The 17,853-nt window shown below is 53.3% G+C and carries 17 protein-coding genes; 7 read left to right on the forward strand and 10 right to left on the reverse strand.

The window, feature by feature from the left end:
* Positions 1 to 137: 137 nt before the first annotated feature.
* Positions 138 to 809 (reverse strand): hypothetical protein, encoded by a 672-nt coding sequence (locus VE954_RS10230; RefSeq protein WP_324952313.1) that lies wholly within the window; start codon positions 807 to 809, stop codon positions 138 to 140.
* Between the two features lie 235 nt (positions 810 to 1,044).
* On the opposite strand from VE954_RS10230, the gene VE954_RS10235 reads away from it, so the two are divergent.
* Positions 1,045 to 1,251, forward strand: a complete 207-nt coding sequence (locus tag VE954_RS10235; protein WP_324952315.1) for a heavy-metal-associated domain-containing protein — start codon at positions 1,045 to 1,047, stop codon at positions 1,249 to 1,251.
* A 9-nt stretch (positions 1,252 to 1,260) separates the two neighbouring features.
* Here the strand turns inward: VE954_RS10235 and VE954_RS10240 are convergent, their stop codons facing one another.
* Together VE954_RS10240 and VE954_RS10245 are read right to left on the reverse strand one after the other, a co-directional pair.
* The gene (locus VE954_RS10240; protein ID WP_324952317.1) at positions 1,261 to 2,679 is read right to left on the reverse strand and encodes an MEDS domain-containing protein; all 1,419 of its coding nucleotides are present in this window, start codon (positions 2,677 to 2,679) and stop codon (positions 1,261 to 1,263) included.
* A gap of 153 nt (positions 2,680 to 2,832) precedes the next feature.
* A complete protein-coding gene (locus tag VE954_RS10245; protein ID WP_324952318.1) occupies positions 2,833 to 4,038 on the reverse strand; it encodes an Hpt domain-containing protein in 1,206 nt (401 codons plus the stop codon).
* A 170-nt stretch (positions 4,039 to 4,208) separates the two neighbouring features.
* On the opposite strand from VE954_RS10245, the gene VE954_RS10250 reads away from it, so the two are divergent.
* Complete coding sequence (locus VE954_RS10250) at positions 4,209 to 5,297, forward strand: hypothetical protein (protein WP_324952320.1); 1,089 nt, start codon at positions 4,209 to 4,211, stop codon at positions 5,295 to 5,297.
* On the opposite strand, the gene VE954_RS10255 is transcribed toward VE954_RS10250, so the two are convergent.
* From VE954_RS10255 to VE954_RS10270, 4 genes are all read right to left on the reverse strand, one after another.
* Positions 5,283 to 6,596 (reverse strand): MFS transporter, encoded by a 1,314-nt coding sequence (locus VE954_RS10255; RefSeq protein ID WP_324952322.1) that lies wholly within the window; start codon positions 6,594 to 6,596, stop codon positions 5,283 to 5,285. The two genes, VE954_RS10250 and VE954_RS10255, sit on opposite strands and share 15 nt — an antisense overlap.
* Before the next feature lie 29 nt (positions 6,597 to 6,625).
* Positions 6,626 to 7,390 carry an LOG family protein gene (locus tag VE954_RS10260; protein ID WP_324952324.1) on the reverse strand — a complete coding sequence of 255 codons (765 nt, stop codon included), beginning with the start codon at positions 7,388 to 7,390 and terminating at the stop codon, positions 6,626 to 6,628.
* Positions 7,391 to 7,561: 171 nt separating this feature from the next.
* Complete coding sequence (locus VE954_RS10265; protein ID WP_324952326.1) at positions 7,562 to 8,338, reverse strand: hypothetical protein; 777 nt, start codon at positions 8,336 to 8,338, stop codon at positions 7,562 to 7,564.
* Positions 8,339 to 8,556: 218 nt separating this feature from the next.
* Positions 8,557 to 9,819 (reverse strand): NupC/NupG family nucleoside CNT transporter, encoded by a 1,263-nt coding sequence (locus tag VE954_RS10270; protein WP_324952328.1) that lies wholly within the window; start codon positions 9,817 to 9,819, stop codon positions 8,557 to 8,559.
* 114 nt (positions 9,820 to 9,933) lie between these two features.
* On the opposite strand from VE954_RS10270, the gene VE954_RS10275 reads away from it, so the two are divergent.
* Positions 9,934 to 10,350 carry a hypothetical protein gene (locus VE954_RS10275; protein WP_324952330.1) on the forward strand — a complete coding sequence of 139 codons (417 nt, stop codon included), beginning with the start codon at positions 9,934 to 9,936 and terminating at the stop codon, positions 10,348 to 10,350.
* Here VE954_RS10275 and VE954_RS10280 read toward each other — a convergent pair whose 3' ends face one another.
* Entirely contained in the window at positions 10,351 to 11,340 is a 990-nt protein-coding gene (locus tag VE954_RS10280) for a Crp/Fnr family transcriptional regulator (protein ID WP_324952332.1), read from the reverse strand. It lies immediately after the preceding gene.
* Positions 11,341 to 11,410: 70 nt separating this feature from the next.
* The gene (locus tag VE954_RS10285; RefSeq protein WP_324952334.1) at positions 11,411 to 11,710 is read right to left on the reverse strand and encodes a Dabb family protein; all 300 of its coding nucleotides are present in this window, start codon (positions 11,708 to 11,710) and stop codon (positions 11,411 to 11,413) included.
* Positions 11,711 to 11,815: 105 nt separating this feature from the next.
* On the opposite strand from VE954_RS10285, the gene VE954_RS10290 reads away from it, so the two are divergent.
* The 4 genes from VE954_RS10290 to VE954_RS10305 all read left to right on the forward strand — a co-directional run bounded on the left by VE954_RS10290 (position 11,816) and on the right by VE954_RS10305 (position 16,807).
* Entirely contained in the window at positions 11,816 to 13,546 is a 1,731-nt protein-coding gene (locus VE954_RS10290; RefSeq protein WP_324952336.1) for a hypothetical protein, read from the forward strand.
* A 100-nt stretch (positions 13,547 to 13,646) separates the two neighbouring features.
* Entirely contained in the window at positions 13,647 to 14,534 is an 888-nt protein-coding gene (locus tag VE954_RS10295) for a CPBP family intramembrane glutamic endopeptidase (protein WP_324952337.1), read from the forward strand.
* 11 nt (positions 14,535 to 14,545) lie between these two features.
* Complete coding sequence (locus VE954_RS10300) at positions 14,546 to 16,231, forward strand: amidase (protein ID WP_324952339.1); 1,686 nt, start codon at positions 14,546 to 14,548, stop codon at positions 16,229 to 16,231.
* 159 nt (positions 16,232 to 16,390) lie between these two features.
* Positions 16,391 to 16,807: a cupin domain-containing protein gene (locus tag VE954_RS10305; protein ID WP_324952341.1), complete on the forward strand. Its 417-nt coding sequence runs from the start codon at positions 16,391 to 16,393 to the stop codon at positions 16,805 to 16,807.
* On the opposite strand, the gene VE954_RS10310 is transcribed toward VE954_RS10305, so the two are convergent.
* Positions 16,804 to 17,640 (reverse strand): B12-binding domain-containing protein, encoded by an 837-nt coding sequence (locus VE954_RS10310; protein ID WP_324952343.1) that lies wholly within the window; start codon positions 17,638 to 17,640, stop codon positions 16,804 to 16,806. The genes VE954_RS10305 and VE954_RS10310 overlap by 4 nt on opposite strands.
* Between the last annotated feature and the right edge of the window lie 213 nt (positions 17,641 to 17,853).

A 17,853-nucleotide genomic window follows, 5' to 3' on the forward strand; every position in this document is an offset into this window, starting at 1 on the left:
GACGTCTTCCCTGGAGAGATCGGGAAAAAGGCCGAGTAAGCCTCAGCAAGAGCCCTGGTGCCCGACCGGCCAGGGAAGCGCTGAACGCCTGAAGGCCAGGAATCTCCATCCATAGCCCCTGGCTTGGGTGGAGAGGTTTAATAGCCCTGAGCATTCTGCTGGCTCAAAAGCAGAAAGGCTGCGGTGGAAAGATCGAGTTGCGGCTTTTGACAATGCCCTGATACCTGGTTGGATGAATGGGCTGCCGGACAGAAATCTGTGATATACAGCACGATCGATTCGGGAGTTGCAGGTGCTGCGCCTAGAACACTCCGGGTCTCCTGAACATAATAATCCGGCACATAGTTATTCACTGGCCTGCGATCTGCACTGAAATCACTCCGCAGCGAGGGCTGACCCGGCGTGGCACACCAGCGCGAACCCACTTTGCACTGCACTTTAAGTTTGCGGCCACAAAGCTGCCAGTTTTCAACACAGGATGGCTCGCCACCGTGAGGGTTGGGGCCGCAACGTTTCAAACCCAATTCTGCAATGACATCACTCGGAGCCACAAACCACAGCGCGTATTCACTCGTGCGAAATTTTGCATCCACCTGATCGCAGACGATGCCGCCCTTTTGCGGATTCAGTGGACCCATCGTGGCCTCCCAACGCCTGTCTTTTTCCCATGTATTGTAGGTGGTATTCACAATGGAACTCGTGGTCTCAACCAGGATAGGCTCCACATTGGAGGATATACGACTGGTTTCCGGAACGTGGCAGGAAGCAGGACCAACAGCCAGGAGTGCGAGCAGCAGATAACGTGTCATGGGGAGCCTCGTGCGTAAAATCGTCATCGTTCTACGCCATAAGCGCATGAAGCAGGCCAGACCTTTGGGCTGTAACGGATTAAATTGACAAAGCAATTCGATGAGACGCGTGTCAGAACTTGCGACAGTGCTCAGGCGGTCGGATTTGCCTTTCGCGCGACACAATTTTTGCTTGACCTTCCCACGGTGGGGGGGCTGATTCTGGCTAGGAATATGAAACAAGGAGGATCGACTGATGTACGAATTCAAAGTGGAAGGCATGAGCTGCGGTCATTGCATTCAAACCATAACGAAAACTCTGAACAACCTCGACCAGAGCGCCAAGGTCGTGGCGGACCTTGCGAGTCAAACCATCAAGGTTGAAAGTGTTCAGGATCCCAAATTACTGGCTGCGGAAATTGAAGACGCAGGTTACATCGTGGTGAGTACCCGCACCCTTTGAATCCCCAACTCAGGCTCGCCGAGCTGTCGACGATTCAGCGAGCTCAGGCAGGATCGCTCGCACCACAGTGCCTTGCCCGGGCTTGGAGTCACAGATGATCTGGCCATTGTGTTGGGTGATGATGCCATGGGCAATCGCCAATCCCATCCCTGTGCCTTTGCCAATCCCTTTGGTTGTAAAGAAAGGATAGAAGACTTTGCCGAGCGTCTGCTCATCCATGCCTATGCCTGTATCCCGGAAAGCGATTTCAATCTTATGATCCTGGGTCTTTTGGGCGGAAACGATCAGCATGCGCCCTGACGTCGGCCCCATGCCCGCCAGCGCATCACGCGCATTGGACATAATATTCACAAAAGCCTGGAGGATGGCGTCGGTGTCACCGAGGGAGTAGAGTTCGGTGGTGGGCAGAATGAGTTGCATCTGAATCTGCTCCAACCGCAGACTGGGCTGCATGAACTCGATGGCGTCCTGTACGGTGTTCTTCAGATCAAATGAATTCAAGGAGTGAGCCTGTTGCCTGGCAAACATGAGGACATTGCGCACAATTTTTGTCATACGCGTTGAGGCGTCATCAATGTAATCCAGCCGCTTGAGTATCTCGCGAAGGGATGGTCCTATCGGCTCGGGCGTACGGGCGACGAGTTCCTTGGAATGTTTAATGCAGCCTAAAATGATGGCGAGGGGATTGTTGAGTTCATGGCCAATGCCTGCACACAATTCGCCCAGGATGCTGAGCTTGCCGGCCTGCATCAACTGCTTTTTGATGGTCAGCAGTTCGCTTTCAACCCGGTCCCGCTCATGAAAATCATGTTTTAAAGCGGCATAACGCTGTTCCAAAATTGCAATGCGGCGGTACAAGGCCTCTTCATCATCCAGCTTGGTAATATTTTCCACGCACAGCACATGGGAATGGACCTGACTGATGTGAGACACATGCTCGCCCACATGATCGGCGCTGTATCCGCACATCAAGCTCAAGCGTGGTTCCGCTTGCAGAACTTCATTCCAATATTGTTCAAGCTGAATCGCTTCATCGATTTTTCCCGCGGCGCAAAGGACATCCACAAGCTCTCCATAGGCTCGAATATTGGCATAAGCGTGCATGCGGCCGACCGTGTTGCCAATGAAATTTATAAAGGCTTCTTTATTGGGACGTCCATGATGCAGAATCTGTCGCAAGGCTTGATGAGCATCGATAAAAACCAACTGCTGTTCGGTAAGATAGTTTTCCGTAACGGGATCTTTTTCCAGCAGCGTTCGTTTTAACGAGTCCCAATGATCCTGAGTCGCAAGGACAAAGATTCCATCGCCTTTCGCAAGACCGAGTCTGATATATTCGCCAACGGATTCAGAAAGATACTCCGGATTTTTGTAAAACTGTACCATATGGTCTGCACAAAAATTCTGCAATTCATCGGACTGTACCATGGAGTATTCCCCTCCTTAGGCAAGATGCCAGGGTAGGTTTTTTCCTACAGAAAATAATGCGTTTCGGCAAGGCATTCTCTCTGCGAAAATTTGATTTCATTCCTATATAGGCTTTTGAGATGGTTTGTGCAGAAATTTTTTATGAAAAAGATTTCACGCGTAGGGCAACATTTGCGCATCCTGAAGATTTTTCTGAGCTCTGGCCAAGAGCGAAGCAAGGTTGTGGATTTCGCGCTGGATACCGGTTTGGAGCTGCGGATCAACTTCGCGCTGCAGTCGATTCAGGGCAAGATAGGCCCGCTGACTATAAGAAACTATACTGACCAGAAGTCGGCTCGTCATTGCCTCACGGATCGGTCCGATGAGACAGGGGAGCAGCTCTTCCACCCCAAATGGCTTGATCAAAAACTCTCGAACACCCAGCTGGAGCGCCTCTTTCCCGTCAGAGCCTGCGCGTTTTTGAACTGTCATGATCATACTATTTGCAAAAATCTCACTCCGACTTTTAAGCTCATGTAGGGCTCGCAGTACAGAGAAATCATTCCCATCGAGCAGCTCGGAATCGATCATGACCAGATCGATCTGGTCACCCATGACGGACGTTAAGAGATTGAGCGCCTTGGTTCCGCTGTCGGCTTCCACCCATCGTGCTCGTGGAAGGATTACTTGAATCAGATTGCCGACAATCTGCGCGAGTCCTGTTTCATTGTCCACAATCAGAATACACGGTTCGATGTTGAACTTGTGGAGCAACGTCAGTTTATTTTCCAGTTCAGCAGCGCCGAGCTTCGGACGAAGGTACGAGGAATTCTGGTTTTTAATGAAAGGGCAGCTGACACAAATCTCTGGCGGTGGATCCTCTTCGCGGTTCGCTGGCGCCGGCCATGCGATGGAGGCAGGACTTCGAACCGGAGCCGCGGCTTCCATCACCCAAGAATGCCTGGCCTCAGCCAGATGTTCTTTCGCGGCCTGCAGCTCCCCAGGAATGTTCGATGCACCGACATAGGGATCGTGATCGGCATCCGTGCGGGCTATGATGCCTTGAAGATGAACCAGAATTTTTTCCAGCAGGGAGCTGGAAAGAAGGTGAAGCGGTGCCGCCTGCTTGCCTCGAAACATTTCACAGTAATCTTCCAGCTGATGTACGAATTCGGCAACATCGCGAAAGCCCACCATCGACGCGGTGCCTTTCAAGGAATGGAAAGCGCGCATCAGTTCTTTGAGATGATGGGTATCGATGGCCTCGGATTCCAGGCGGTGGATGATGGCGATCGCGACCTTGATGCGATCCTCGGCTTCGGCGCGCCATTCGACTCGAATCAGGCGCATATCTTCGACGGATAAGAGATCGTCACTCATCCTTGCGGCTCTCCGGCTGATTTTGCGAGACTTGATTCTCCCAGATTTTCCAGAAAATCACAATTTTGAAACAGAAGTGCGGTCTCGAGGCGCTGCGGCCGGGCATCGGACTTGACAAATGCGGACTTTCCTGCGCAGATGCCTTGAAGACTCTGTGCCCTGAGGTGTCCATGAAGTTGATCGAGAAACGTAAGCTGAGTTACTCAGTCACATTGCCATTTTCTCGCTACCTTCGGCAGTATGATCGAGGCATTAAACTCCCCATCTGCTACGACGAACTTCACGATTATGTCGAGGCCTTGCCGCTTTATGATGCGCAGGGCCAGGATACGCTCTGGTCCACGCTTTGCTACGCTCCTGCCGTACGGCGCCCTTTGCATGATGCCCTGCTCGAGATTTACTCCCATTTGCGGGCGCCGGGTTCGGGACTCCATGTGCGGCATCTCGAAGTCGATCGCATAGACCTTTGTCTTTACGCCAACACCTCCCCATTTCGGGTCCGCGTCATCAATCGCTTGAACGATAACTTTGATTATTTTTATATCAAGAAAGCCGACATGTCCCGGATCTTCGGTCTGGAGCTGGAGCATCTGCTTTCACCAAACCGCATTTCCTATCTTTATTCCGGTGACACGCTGATTGAAGAGCATATCTACGGCATTCCCGGTGATGTCTTCCTGGAAAAGAAACTGGACCAGGATGGAGCCAGCCAGGTGCGGTTGGCCAAGGAATTTGTCAAGTTCAACGAGCGCTGTGTGCTGCGTCTTCTCGGTGATATGCATGCGGCTAATTTTGTGATCGATATCACCATGGACTTTGAGCAGAATTTTTATCGCATCCGCTCCATTGATTTCGACCAGCAGTGTTTTGAACCCTCGCTCAAGGTTTACCTGCCGCAGTTTTTTAAACAGAATTTTCCATATGTGAAACTGGTCGTGGATCATTTGCCGATCGAATCCGTGCATCAATACCAACAGGAGGAGCGGGCCCAGTTCTTCCGGCGAACCCGCTCGGAGATTCTGCGGCTGGAAGGGCTTTTTACAGCTTTGGAAGGCAGCACGCTGGCGCCGCACGAGAATATCCTCGGCCTGCGCTCCCAGTTGGCGGACTATTATGAAAGTCGAAGTTTTCTGCAGTGTGATTCGATGACGAGTCTGATTAAGCTCATCCTGAAGCTGATCGAAACCAAGGCCTTACCCACCGGATTCAAAAGGCCCATACCGGGCCTTGAGAATACCATGGGACTACGTGTGGACTGAATCCGGGGTCGCGTTATGAGCGCTCTTGAACCAGGTCAAGGCCAGCAGAAGACAACCGGCAATCGCTGAAATAAAGTAAAACACAATCGCCGCATTCCATCCGTAGCGGTCGACCAAGGCCCCTGTGGTGATACCACACACCGAGGCTCCCATATAACCCAGCAGTCCTGTGAGGCCCACGGCACTGGAGGCTGCCTGCTTGGTCGCGAAATCAGCGGCCGCTACAGCCACAAGGAGCTGGGGACCATAAACCAAAAAGCCGAGGGCTATGAAAATGCCCGCCATCATCCAGAGTTGACCGGATGGGACATAGAAGAGGATTCCCACACCAACGATCAGGAGTAGCATAAAAAAGACCGAGACGGGCCCACGGCGACCTTTAAAAATCTTGTCCGAAATCCAGCCTGAAGCGATGGCGCCAAAGATCCCGGCAATTTCAAAGCCCGACAGAGCGTAGCTTGCCTGCTTAATGTCAAAGCCTTTGGCTTCCTGCAGATACTTGGGCGCCCAGTCCATAATTCCAATCCGAACAATGTAAACGAAAAAGTTGGCAATGCTGACGATCCAGACCCATTTGTTGCCCAGAATATATTTTCGGAAGATAGCCCAGAAGGGGCCTGCATCTTTTTTCGCCGGGACGGCGGATTCACCTTTATAAACTTCCACCGGTGGCAGCCCCATGGCTTCAGGAGAGCTGGTGAGGCGATTGAAAAGCCAGAACGCACCGACCAGACTCAAGGCCCCTGGTATCCAGAACGCAGCCCGCCAACCCTGATGCGCGACCAGATAACCGGCCCAGACCACGATGACAGCGCCACCGATCTGGTGCGAAGCATTCCAGATACCCCAGGCCGAACCCAATTCCTTGGGTGCAAACCAGGTGGTGAGCAGCCGGGAGCATGGCGGCATGCCTGCGCCTTGAAACAGATTGTTAATCGCCCAGACGACGATAAAAAAAGTCAGACCGTTGCCAAAGCCGAAGAAGATGTTGACGATCGCCGAAGCCAGAAGGCCTATGCTCATCAAATATTTGGGGTTCACCCGATCGGCCAGTATACCGCTGAAAAACTTGGAAAAGGCATAAACAATGGTGGCAACGCTGAGGACTATACCCCACTGGGTATTGGTGAACCCAAATTCATCCGTAATAGCTTTGCTGGCCATGGAAATATTCTTGCGCACGAAATAATACAGCGCATACCCACCCATCATTCCGTACATCACCCGCACGCGCCAGTATCGATATTGGGCATCGATCGTGGCCTTATCTGTGATCGGTGTGATTGTTGTCTCGCTCATCAGATCCCCCCTTTTGAGCTGTCAGCTGATCAACTCCGATTCCCGATCTTCAGTGCTTTGGCGATAAAATTCACGGCGTCATCTGTGGTCTCAGCGACATACAGGAGCTCATCGTCTTCGGCGCTGATTGTGCCGATGGCTTTCATATCCTCCACGCGGCGAAGCAAGGTGCTCCAGGTTTTTTTACCGCCCAGGAAGACCACTGGGGCAGGCTTTTTCTTTTTGGTCTGGATCTTCGAAAGGGATTCGAAGATTTCCCATTCTGTGCCGAAGCCACCCGGAGCTATAACCACCGCAGCGGCATAGTCAACTAAATCGGTTTCACGTTGGGAAAAGCTTGCGGCCATGTAGCCACTGGTGGTGTAAGTATTCGGGCGTTCCAGGCCACCTGTGAACCAGGTGCTGATGCCCAGGCTTTTGGCTTTCGCTTCAGAAGCCCCGCGATTGCCAGCTTCCATAATGCCGCGACCCCCACCTGTGAGGATGGGAAACTGCTGGCCATATTTTTGACTCCATTTGAAGGCAAATTCGCGGGTGATCTGATAGGCCGCTTGATTTTCCGGGGTGCGCGCGCTGCCAAAAATGGTAACAGCGCCCTGCGGGGCTTCACGGTCCATCATTTGCTTCGCGCAGAACGCATCCTTGGCAACGGCGGCTGGGGTGGGGATCTCACCATCCGGAACCGCTACGGCCGGGATGTCACAGTCTGAGGGCGACAGGCGGATGACCAGGGTTGCGCAGCCTGGATTCGCCAAGGCTGCGAGCAGAAGAAATTTGAAGTGTTTTTTGAACATGATGATTTCTCTTAGCAAAGTTCATTGACGCCCCACCGATGGGCTGAATCGTGGGGCGATGCAAAATACGTCCCAGTATTCAACCGTGGAGGGCTTCTGCCAAGAGGTTTTCCAGTTTGACGGCTAGTTTTTTTCGCTGACCAGGCCTGCGTAAGTCAAATGCGCAGGGGATTAGCGGCCGCCACTGGCGAAAAACCAACGCTGATCCGAGAAGTAATAGCGGACATAGTCGGCACGATCGTGATGACTGTTTTGGACAGCCAGCGTGAGGCTATTGCGGCCCGGACGTACGGAGCGTTCGGGTAAACGGAAACTCCAGACCTGGCTGCCGCGATCGTAGCGTCGCACGCTTTCCATCACGAGAGGCTGTTGATTAAAAACTGTCAGGCGAACGCGGTCGCAGGTGTTGGGACCTTCGAGTCGGACCAGGAGTCGTTGACGCTCCAGCTCCACGCGAACCCGGCCTCCACAGGCGGGAAGAACGGACGAGTTGCGGGCTTCATCCAAATAAATCAGATCGTCTTCGCGTACGGTGACAACCGGGGCCTGGTGATGGGGTTTCCATGTCACGGGACGATCCCAGTGGGGTCGACGCTTGCCGCCGTAATTTTCATGTTCATCGGCATGCAGGTGAACATAATCTTCGGTGCGTGAGCTATTGGAATGCACACGAAGCGTCAGCTGATCCCGATACAGAGTGGGCCGCCAGGTATAAACATAGGCATGTCGATCATGGGATTGAGGTTGCATCTTGTAGCGTTGACCATTGACGGTGAGGTTACTGCATTCCCTTACGTCTTCGATTTTGATGACGGTCTGATGTGCATTGCGATAGACCATGGCGTGACCGCCACAGTTGGGCAGATCGATGTGTTGCGCTCCAGAATAAGCAAGAGCGGGAGAAGCAAAGATAAGGCCGAAGGTCCAGGTGAAAAATTTGTGGCTCATGTGGTATCTCCCTGAGGTGCATGAGGCTTGGACAGCCTGGTTTTTCCTTTGCAACTCGGACACCAGGACACATGCCGCGAAAGATCTAGGGTTTTTCGCGATGACGCAGCACAAACCAAGCTCCAGCCTGTGCTGCAAAGTACGCAGCTGTGGGCCTAATCGAATGGACGGTCCCTGGTCGGTCTCACCTTCGGCGATGACGTGCTTCAAACCCGTAATCAGATGAGAAGGCCTACGATCGCAGCGGTCATGCACGTGGCCAGCGTCCCCGCGAGCAAGGCTTTCATTCCGAATCGAGCAATATCCGGACGACGTTCCGGAACCAGGCTGCCGGTCCCACCCAATTGAATCGCAATGGAACTGAAATTGGCAAAACCGCAGAGCGCGTAGGAGATGATCACGCGTGAACGATCCGACAGGCTGTCGCCCATTTTGGCAAGATCGAGGTAGGCGACGAATTCATTGAGGACCAGTTTTTTCCCCAAAAGCTGTCCGACCATCAGACATTCATGGGCGGGAATGCCAATGACCCAGGCCAAGGGTGCAAACAGCCAGCCGAGCAACCACTCCAAAGTCACGGGATGGCCCAGCAGTTGATCAAGCCCCAGCATGGAACTGAGACCGGTGAAGAGTCCATTGAAAAGCGCCACGAGGGAAACGAAAGCGATGAGCATACCCCCAACATTCAACGCGAGTTTGGTGCCTTCGCTGGCGCCATGAGCAGCCGCGTCGATGACATTGACAGCAGTTTTTTCTGTTTGCAGCACGACCTTGCCCATGGTTTCCGGTATTTCGGTTTCCGGCACTAAAAGCTTGGCCAGAACAAGCGCTGCCGGAGCCGCCATGATACTGGCCGCCAGAAGGTGACCGGCGATGTTGGGAATAAGAGGGGAAAGCAGTCCCACATAAGCCGCCAGCACAGCCCCTGCAACGGTGGCCATACCGCCTGTCATCAGGGCCATCAGTTCGGAGCGGGTGAGCCCGGCCATATACGGTCGAATCATCAGGGGCGATTCCGTCTGCCCCAGAAAAATTTCAGCGGCTGCGGCCAGGGATTCCGCCCCACTCACCTTGAGCGTCTTGTGCATGACGACCGCAAGGCCATAGACCACACGCTGCATAATGCCCAGGTGATAGAGCACACCCATCAGTGCGGAGAAAAACAGGATGGTGGGCAGGACGCGGAACGCAAAGATAAAACCATATTTATCGCTGTTGCCGAGATCACCAAAGAGGAACGCGGCGCCTTGATCCGAATAGCCCACAACGGCCAGGATGGCATTATTGGCGGCCTCAAAGATTACATAGGCCGGGCTGTGGAAGCCCAGGACCGGGATGCCGAGGAGCAGAAATGCAAACATAAACTGGAGAACCACACCTAAGATCACGGTTCGCCAGGCTATCCGGCGTCGATTTTCCGAGAGCAGCCAGCAGATGCCGATGATCACGAAAATTCCCAGGATGCCAATAAACTGCTGCATATATACCCTCTGCCGGTTGAAGAAGGCCCCAGGGTACCAAGGCGAAGGAAGTCGGGCAAGGGCTTGACAGAGAAAGAACGCGACCCACTCTTCAAAAAAGAGCAGGAGAGTCCCATGGTTCCGCAGGATTTTCTCATTAAACAGATCCAGGAATTCTTTCAACGTATTCTGGGGCAGCTCCTGGATCGATTGCACCTGGCTGTGTTCGACCAGCAGGACAATCTTGCGGCCGAGATGGTTTTGATTTTGGAGCAGCTCTCGGGACTTGATTACGAAACCTTGGAGCAGACGGATGCAAGGTCTCTGGCTTATCTTTTGAATTTACGCTGTCAGGGTGAGAATAAGAAAGTGATGGCCGAGGTTCTGCGATTCCAGGCAGCATGTGCGTCCCGCGACCCAGTCTTTGGATCCGCCCTGCATTGGCAAACCATCGCTGATGTTTTGGAGAATCAAAGTGGGGAGGTGGTGATCAGCCGATCGACGGCCGACCTTCTGAGGCTCTTGCAGGATCGAAGGCGATTATTGGAATGATCAGGCAGCTTTTCCGCTCTGTTTTTTCTCTTCGGATCGCGAGATGGCCCTCAAAATCCTGGCATGCTGCAGCACGACTTCAACCAGTTTCTTCTGGATCTTGAAGTTGATGTCCTTGCTCTTCGTGACGATGATGGCATCATCAACGTCGGCCAGAAGCAAAGCGCATTCCGCCCACTTATCGACCACAAAGCCTTTCTTTTTGCCCTCTTCTTCCAGCATTTTCAGATCGATGGAAAAGGTATCATAAGCCGTGGCCTTGGCCTGCCGGGTCAGCAGATCGAGAATATCGACGAATTCCTGAGGCAGAAATTTCATCGCGGTATTTTTCTTGCGAATGCGGCTTGAGAAATCGATGAAGCGTTCCAGGTCACCCCGGTTATGAATCGTGAGCATATCTTTTTTATAGGAGTTCTTGGTGATGGTCACCAGTCCGCCTGACACGATCGCATCAATGATAGGTGTGACCTTGGCTTTATCCTTGTTCAGGATCTGAGCCACTTCCCCCTCGGCCGGCTCGCGTTCGATGGCCCAGCTTTTGACTTCCTTGACGCCCATTTTGAAGTAGAGCAGTTGCAAGACATGGGCTGTCTTGATCAGCTCTTCAATGGGATTCAAATTGCCTTTATATTTGGCTTCGATATCCTGCAGACGTTCGTTGGTATCACGCAGACGTGACGACAGGGTGGACATCAGGGTGACGAACCACTTGGGAATCTGGGTCATGATCTTATTGAATTCATCATTGGATATCTTGGTGACTTCCACTTCGTCGACAGCACGAGCCGAAGCCGAACGGGGCTTTTTATCAAACAGCGCCATCTCACCAAGCATGGAACCGGCACCAATGGTGGCCAATGGAATTTCCGTTCCACCCTTGTCGAGGTAGACGAGGATTTGACCTTTGCGGATCAAATACATGCCATCCGACTGTTCACCAACTTTGAACAGTAATTCGCCAGGCTTCAGTATTTTGTTCTTACCGGACAAGGCCGATCTCCTGGTGCTAGGGCTGCGTCCTGATAGGGATCGGCATCCGGCCTGACAACTTGAGCCGGGCTTAGTTGGGAAACTCGTAATCCACAGCTAAAATATCGGCCAGTGAGGGACGGATCAGATCATGAACGATGTGCTGATGATCCGGGTGAACCTGGTAGCTGTCGAGACCTTGGCGATCTGCAAAACGCACGACCAATCCGTATTCGTATCCCTGGTTTCGGTCTGAGAAATTAGGACCGGCGCTGATGTCGATGATGCTGGGAACCTTGCCTTTGAGGGCCAGAAGATCTTCGACAATCTTCTGTTTGGTATAAGCTGTGGTTTCCGGTTTAAAGCGAAAAAGAACGATATGTTCGAGCATGCTGCACTCCTGCCTGGGCAAGTTCTACCCTTTTGACCCTTCATATAGCAGCAATATGATAGAAGGGAAACCGCTTTTGCCGACAGGCACCGGGGGCAGGGACTTATGCGAAGAACACTTGGCTCCATTATCGTCATCATCACGCTGATTATCGGCCTGGGACTCGGCGAGGTCGCATGGATGCGGCTCAGCGCGGCCGGCTGCCTGGATTGGCAATCCGAGCTGCAAAGACGGGTCGAGTCGTATGCCCGCATGCATCTGCCCGATCCCGCGCCCCAGATCCAGGTGCAAACGAAGTGCGGTCATTCGTTCATAGCGGATGCTTTGTATTTCCGTTGGCATAAACTCCTCTGGCGTATGGACTGGCATCCCACCAGGCCCCTCGAGGAAGGCGATCTGCGGATGGGGGCCACCCGTGATCTCATGCAGCATCCGGATATGGGCTCCGTGAAGTTTGTGGTGAAGTTTGATTCCACTTTGAGTCGCGAGACCAGAAAGCGGGTCGAGGATCTGATCGGCCGCTATTTGATGGTGGAAGAGCCTCGCCAAAAATTGGAATTCAAGCGGGTGAAAAAGCTGCCCGAGAAACCGGCGGCTCAGGGTTCCATTCTGGCTTTGGAACCGCCCCTGGTGTTAGGCGCAAGGCCCTTTCATCCGCCCCTGTTTCCAGCACCTGAGCCTCAGCTGCGCTCGTCGCTGATTCAATCCAGTAATGCAGTGTTTGCCATTCTCCTGGCCTGCGTGGGTGGTCTGTTTATAATGCAGATTCTCGCTCAGCTGCTGCGGACGCGGAAGAAAGTCACCCCGGCGCCCGTACCTTCACTGGAAAATCAGCCGAGCTGGTCCATTCTCGTGGCGCCTCGGGTCCTGCAGGATTTCAGTGAGCGCGGTCGTGAAGTCTGGCGGCTCTTGACTCAACTCGATCGGGAGCGTGCCGCGCGGCGCGTCCAGCACTATTGGGAGCACGATCGCGAAGCCCTTTTGCAATTTCTGGGTTGGCTCGACAGCAGGAATCGTGAATCCATGCTGAGCGCTTTGAATACCGACCAGCTGCTTAAACTCACCGATGTGCCTGTGGCAGCCCTCGCGCCCCGGGACGCCCAGCGCGCGGCCCTGCGTATTTTGCTCGATCTGGCCCGTGAACTCGGTCAGTGCAGTCAGCTGGCCTCCGCGCCGCTGTTTATTCACCTGATGACACGACGTGAATGGCAAAGCGTGGCCCAACACATGACTCGTCCCCGGCGTCGGGCGCTCGCCGAACTCCTGGATAAGGAACGGGCCGGTTGGCTTCGTGCGCGTCAGGATCTTCATCCCGGCTGGTTTCAATCGGGAACCAAGGAAGCCACGACGCATGATCAACTCGTGCGCCGCGTGCGGGCCACGTTGCAGGTGGATGCCGATCATCTCCGAGAACAGCTCAGCACCGACCGCGAAACCTTGCAGGTCGTCGATAGCTATTTCGCGGATCTGACCCTGGATACAGGGCTTAATACTGATCTCATGATGCTGGTTCTTGGTGAATGCTATCACCGTCATGCTGGCTTCGGTCGATTGGTGGAGCGACGGGATCAAAATCTTCTGCTGGCGCTCAGGACCTGTGATGATCAGCAGGTGGCTTTGCTGCTGTATGAATGTGATGCTCAGATTAAGCAGCAGGTCTATGCGATCCTTGGCGAACGTGGGGCCATCGTCGCCGCTATGGTCCAGGCCATGGAGTATGACAAGCAGCATGGTAAAAGTCTTCGTATGCAGGCCCGAAGTCTGCAACGTTTTATGGAACGTCAGGTGCTGGTTGCGGACCTGCTCTGCGCGAGTCCAGGTGTACACATGACGTGACGGGTGAGGCTCACGCCTCGAATTTTCGGAAAATGCTTGAAATCCTCAGCCTTTGAAACTAACTCAAAGGTCGGGTCTTTTCCCGAAGTCGAGGATTTTCATGTATTTTGCCAACGCAGCCATCACGTCCGTTATGTTTTACGCCTGCCTTTTCCTGACCATTCTTTCGCTCTGGCTGCCTCGCTTCAAGAATGTTCCCATCTGGTATCTTCCCTTCGCTTTCACGGTGATTCTGGGTTTTATTGCGCGTCATGTGACGCTCTATGCCCTCGTGCCCATCATCCTGCTGGCGTTCACCACGCAGATCCTCAGGCGGAAGCATCTCCCGCTATGGATGCGGGCCCTGGCAGGAGGGGCTTTGGTGATTTTAAGTCTGGGCTTGAGTGCTCACCTTTTTCCAGGGTTTTACAATTTAAAGGTCATTGATAGCGCCCGGATCAGTGCTGACGGCATACCTTTCACTTTATATCTGAATTTTGACAAAACCCTCGTTGGTCTTTTTATTTTGGGTGAACTGCATCAGCTCATAAGAACGCGCGAGGCATGGATCCCTATGCTGCGCAGTACACTGCCACGTGCTGTGCCGATCATTCTCGGAACGGCGTTCCTCTCGCTCGTGTTCCAATTTGTCCGCATTGATCCCAAGGTTCCCGAGATTTTGCCGATCTGGGCAGCGGCCAACCTTTTTTTAGTATGCCTGGCTGAAGAAGGATTTTTTCGTGGCTTCATTCAAAAATATTTAACCGAAATTTTGCAGCACGTGCGGTATGGGAAGGTTGTCGCGCTGTTTGCCGCGTCGCTCCTTTTCGGTCTGGCTCATTTTGCGGGTGGAACACTCTATGTAATCCTCTCCACCGTCGCTGGCCTGGGCTACGGTTGGGTGTATCAGAAGACCGAAAGTATCGAAGCCAGTATGATCACGCATTTTTTGTTGAACCTCTTTCACATCCTCCTTCTCACCTATCCGGCTTTGGAAGGAGCAGTTTAAGGACATGAATCATGCTTCAGCCCCAGGATAGCCGCAAGACGGCCCCTCACTATCGGATGGCCGACATACCGTCTCCTGTGCTTGCAGGAGGCGCCCTGCACATGTTTGTGAAGCTGCTGGAAACCAGCCAACTCGCGCGCAAATCCATTATGAAGCTCAACCATATGGACCTGCTGAGAGGTCAAGCGTTGGCTGAAACGCCCAGTCTCCTGCCTTTTCCTCCCCAGGCGATGTTCGATCTTGAAATGAAAAAGCAATCGGAACAAACCGAAGACATCCATCCTGGGCCAGCTGTCCAGGATTTTCTGGATCGCTATCAATCCCGCGCGCGCACACCCAGTGATGTGGCCGAATCCGTCCTTCGTAATATACAGGCGAGTAACGAAGGGCCGGAACCTTTGCGTGCCATCATCGAAGTCCAGGCAGAACGATTGCGAACGGAGGCGCGCGCCAGCAGTCGACGGTATGAGCAGGGCCAACCCTTATCGAGCCTTGACGGTATTCCCGTTGCCATCAAGTCCGAGTTCTTTGTGGATGATCACACATCACGAGCCGGCACTTCGTTTTTGCAGGTGCCCGCAGGTCATCCCGAAGCCACTCTCGTCTCCCGCCTGCGCCAGGCAGGAGCCTTGATCGTCGGCGTGACCAACATGCATGAGATCGGCATTGGCGTCACAGGTGCCAACGTTCATCAGGGTGTGGCGCGCAATCCGTTTGATAAAAAACGCCACACCGGAGGTTCCAGTAGCGGTTCAGCGGCTGCGGTGGCGGCTGGACTAGTACCCATCGCGATTGGAGCTGACGGCGGAGGAAGTGTGCGTATTCCATCCTCGCTCTGTGGTGTCGTGGGGCTTAAACCCACTTTTTTTCGTGTCTCTTCGTATGGATCGTTTCCATCCACTGTTTCACTTTGCCAGCCTGGTCCGATCGCTGACAATGTCCGGGACTGTGCTTTGGCCTATCAGATCATCGCCGGTGCTGATCCCTTGGACAGCATGACCCGCCTGCAGCCTCCGCCGTCCCTTCGTCAGATCTCGCAGGTGGACGACCTGTCCGGCCTGACAGCAGGGATCTATTCTCCCTGGTTTGAACATGCAGATCCTGATGTGGTTGCTGTTTGTCATGATGTGCTGATGGGGTTGCAGAAGCGAGGGTTGAAGCTCGTTGAAATCGAAATTCCTGAATTGGAAGAAGCTCGGGTGGCACACTTCTGCACCATCGCCGCCGAGATGTTCAGCTATATGAAGCCCTATCTGTCGAGCCATCGCGCTGAACTCACGCCGACCACCCGCTTTGCGTTGTCGCTGGGTTCTGAAGTCTCAGCCTCGGATTATATTCAAGCGCAACGGGTTCGGCAGCGCACCATGAATCACCTCGAGGCCATTTTTAAAAACGTTGATTTCATTGCCTCGCCCGTTTGTGCCACGACGGCTCCACCTATCAGCGTTCAAGAGGTTCATGGTGATGTGTTGGATACCGTTCTGATGGGACGGCTGATGCGTTTTGTCCAGCTTTTTAATCTGACAGGCAATCCGGGGATCAGCTTTCCGGCGGGCTACACAAGTCAAGGATTGCCGGTCGGCATTCAATTTGCAGCACGCTGGTGGGCTGAAGCGGATCTCCTTCGCGTCGCTTACGCGGGTGAAGGTCTGGTGGAGCGGCGGCGTCCCCAGGCCTATTGGTCCCCTTTCGAATGAACCTCTATGAGCCCTATCGCGTTCATGGCGCTGGGAAAACTACTGCGTCGTGAATACGTGCTCTGATGAGTTTCGATTCATGGCCTGTTCCGCTGTCTCCGGCTCTGGAAATCGTGTACAAGGTCAATGCTTGCTGTTTTCATCAAATAGGAGGTTCCCATGCAAGGATTTGTCGCAGACATCGAACAACTGACCCTGGAAAATTCGAACTTTCGGAAAGTTCTCTACACTGGCAAAAACCTTCAGCTGGTTTTGATGACGCTGCAGCCGGGAGAGGATATCGGAGAAGAAAAACACGATGATCGGGATCAGTTTTTTCGTGTTGAACAAGGTTACGGTGAAATTATGATCGATGGTCATAGGTCCGAGGTGAAGGCCGATGACGCGATGATCGTGCCCGCCGGTGCCATGCATAATGTCATCAATCGGGGCGATCAACCCTTGCGCCTTTATACGCTCTACGGTCCACCTGAGCATCGTGAAGGGACGGTCCACGTGACCAAAGACGATGCAGAAAAGCAGGAAGAGCATTTCGATGGAAGAACGACGGAACAATTCGACCAATTAAGCAACTAAGGCTGCGCCCCATTCGGGGCATTTTGTCCCTGCAGGGTTTTCCTAATAAAAGCGACAAAATCGAGGCTCTGACGAAAGTAGGCGAGACCTTTCTCCTCGTGCTGCTCTGTTCCTTTTGCATCTAAAAATGCGTGGACTCCATACCCACCCACGGCGATCTGGGGCAGAGCGGGAGCGCTGAAGGTGGCTCTTATTTCATGGCCTATCACCTCCACCTCAGGGATTTGAGTCGGGCTACAGATGGAAAGGCCGAGCACTTTCGGCTGCAGGTGGATCGTCTGAGCGATAATTTCGTTGCCAGGAAGCGAGGGAATGAAGACGCGAGTGGACACCCCTTCTCCAAGCAGGGCAAGTTCAAGGAGCCGTAGACCTAGCCAATGGTAATTTCCATCGACACAGCTTAAGACCACCAAGGGAGGGTTTGCCTGACATATTTTCATGGCCGGCGTTAACGCAAAGAGCTGGGATATCATTCGATCGACGCTATTCGTGAATGCATGTTCATGGGCAATGGTGACTGTGCCTGCAGCGAAGAGTTTGCCGATTTCGTTCAACGAGGGCTGCAAAATGCCAATCGCCATGTCCAATGGACGAATACCGAGCTCTTTGGATCGAGAGATGGTGCCTTCGAGATCAATGAACGTCCCGCTTTGCGCTTTATCTCTCAGGTCTTTGTAAAACTCCACAATAGGCCGAATCATGCTGATATGGGCGAGATCCTTGTGCCGCCGTAAGGCACAGCAGTCATCGCAAATCCCGTGAGTCACTTCAAAGTTAGTGTAGGGCGGTTTCTCGCCGATATAATGCTGGCAGTAGGCACACCACTTCATCATAGCTAGTCCGCCTCTCTGCAGGTTTATGGAATCCATTGTAGCACAACGATGACTCATTAAACCTCTCCACCCAAGCCAGGGGCTATGGATGGAGATTCCTGGCCTTCGGGCGTTCAGCGCTTCCCTGGCCGGTCGGGCACCAGGGCTCTTGCTGAGGCTTACTCGGCCTTTTTTCCGATCTCTCCAGGGAAGACGTCACTTCCCGACTCCTGC

The sequence above is a fragment of the Oligoflexus sp. genome, assembly GCF_035638955.1.
Classification (GTDB): domain Bacteria; phylum Bdellovibrionota_B; class Oligoflexia; order Oligoflexales; family Oligoflexaceae; genus Oligoflexus.

Excerpts from the sequence above, each read along its gene's own strand:
- VE954_RS10230 (WP_324952313.1), bottom strand. The coding sequence starts at position 809 with ATGACACGTTATCTGCTGCTCGCACTCCTGGCTGTTGGTCCTGCTTCC.
- VE954_RS10235 (WP_324952315.1), top strand. The coding sequence starts at position 1,045 with ATGTACGAATTCAAAGTGGAAGGCATGAGCTGCGGTCATTGCATTCAA.
- VE954_RS10240 (WP_324952317.1), bottom strand. The coding sequence starts at position 2,679 with ATGGTACAGTCCGATGAATTGCAGAATTTTTGTGCAGACCATATGGTA.
- VE954_RS10245 (WP_324952318.1), bottom strand. The coding sequence starts at position 4,038 with ATGAGTGACGATCTCTTATCCGTCGAAGATATGCGCCTGATTCGAGTC.
- VE954_RS10250 (WP_324952320.1), top strand. The coding sequence starts at position 4,209 with ATGAAGTTGATCGAGAAACGTAAGCTGAGTTACTCAGTCACATTGCCA.
- VE954_RS10255 (WP_324952322.1), bottom strand. The coding sequence starts at position 6,596 with ATGAGCGAGACAACAATCACACCGATCACAGATAAGGCCACGATCGAT.
- VE954_RS10260 (WP_324952324.1), bottom strand. The coding sequence starts at position 7,390 with ATGTTCAAAAAACACTTCAAATTTCTTCTGCTCGCAGCCTTGGCGAAT.
- VE954_RS10265 (WP_324952326.1), bottom strand. The coding sequence starts at position 8,338 with ATGAGCCACAAATTTTTCACCTGGACCTTCGGCCTTATCTTTGCTTCT.
- VE954_RS10270 (WP_324952328.1), bottom strand. The coding sequence starts at position 9,819 with ATGCAGCAGTTTATTGGCATCCTGGGAATTTTCGTGATCATCGGCATC.
- VE954_RS10275 (WP_324952330.1), top strand. The coding sequence starts at position 9,934 with ATGGTTCCGCAGGATTTTCTCATTAAACAGATCCAGGAATTCTTTCAA.
- VE954_RS10285 (WP_324952334.1), bottom strand. The coding sequence starts at position 11,710 with ATGCTCGAACATATCGTTCTTTTTCGCTTTAAACCGGAAACCACAGCT.
- VE954_RS10290 (WP_324952336.1), top strand. The coding sequence starts at position 11,816 with ATGCGAAGAACACTTGGCTCCATTATCGTCATCATCACGCTGATTATC.
- VE954_RS10295 (WP_324952337.1), top strand. The coding sequence starts at position 13,647 with ATGTATTTTGCCAACGCAGCCATCACGTCCGTTATGTTTTACGCCTGC.
- VE954_RS10300 (WP_324952339.1), top strand. The coding sequence starts at position 14,546 with ATGCTTCAGCCCCAGGATAGCCGCAAGACGGCCCCTCACTATCGGATG.
- VE954_RS10305 (WP_324952341.1), top strand. The coding sequence starts at position 16,391 with ATGCAAGGATTTGTCGCAGACATCGAACAACTGACCCTGGAAAATTCG.
- VE954_RS10310 (WP_324952343.1), bottom strand. The coding sequence starts at position 17,640 with ATGATGAAGTGGTGTGCCTACTGCCAGCATTATATCGGCGAGAAACCG.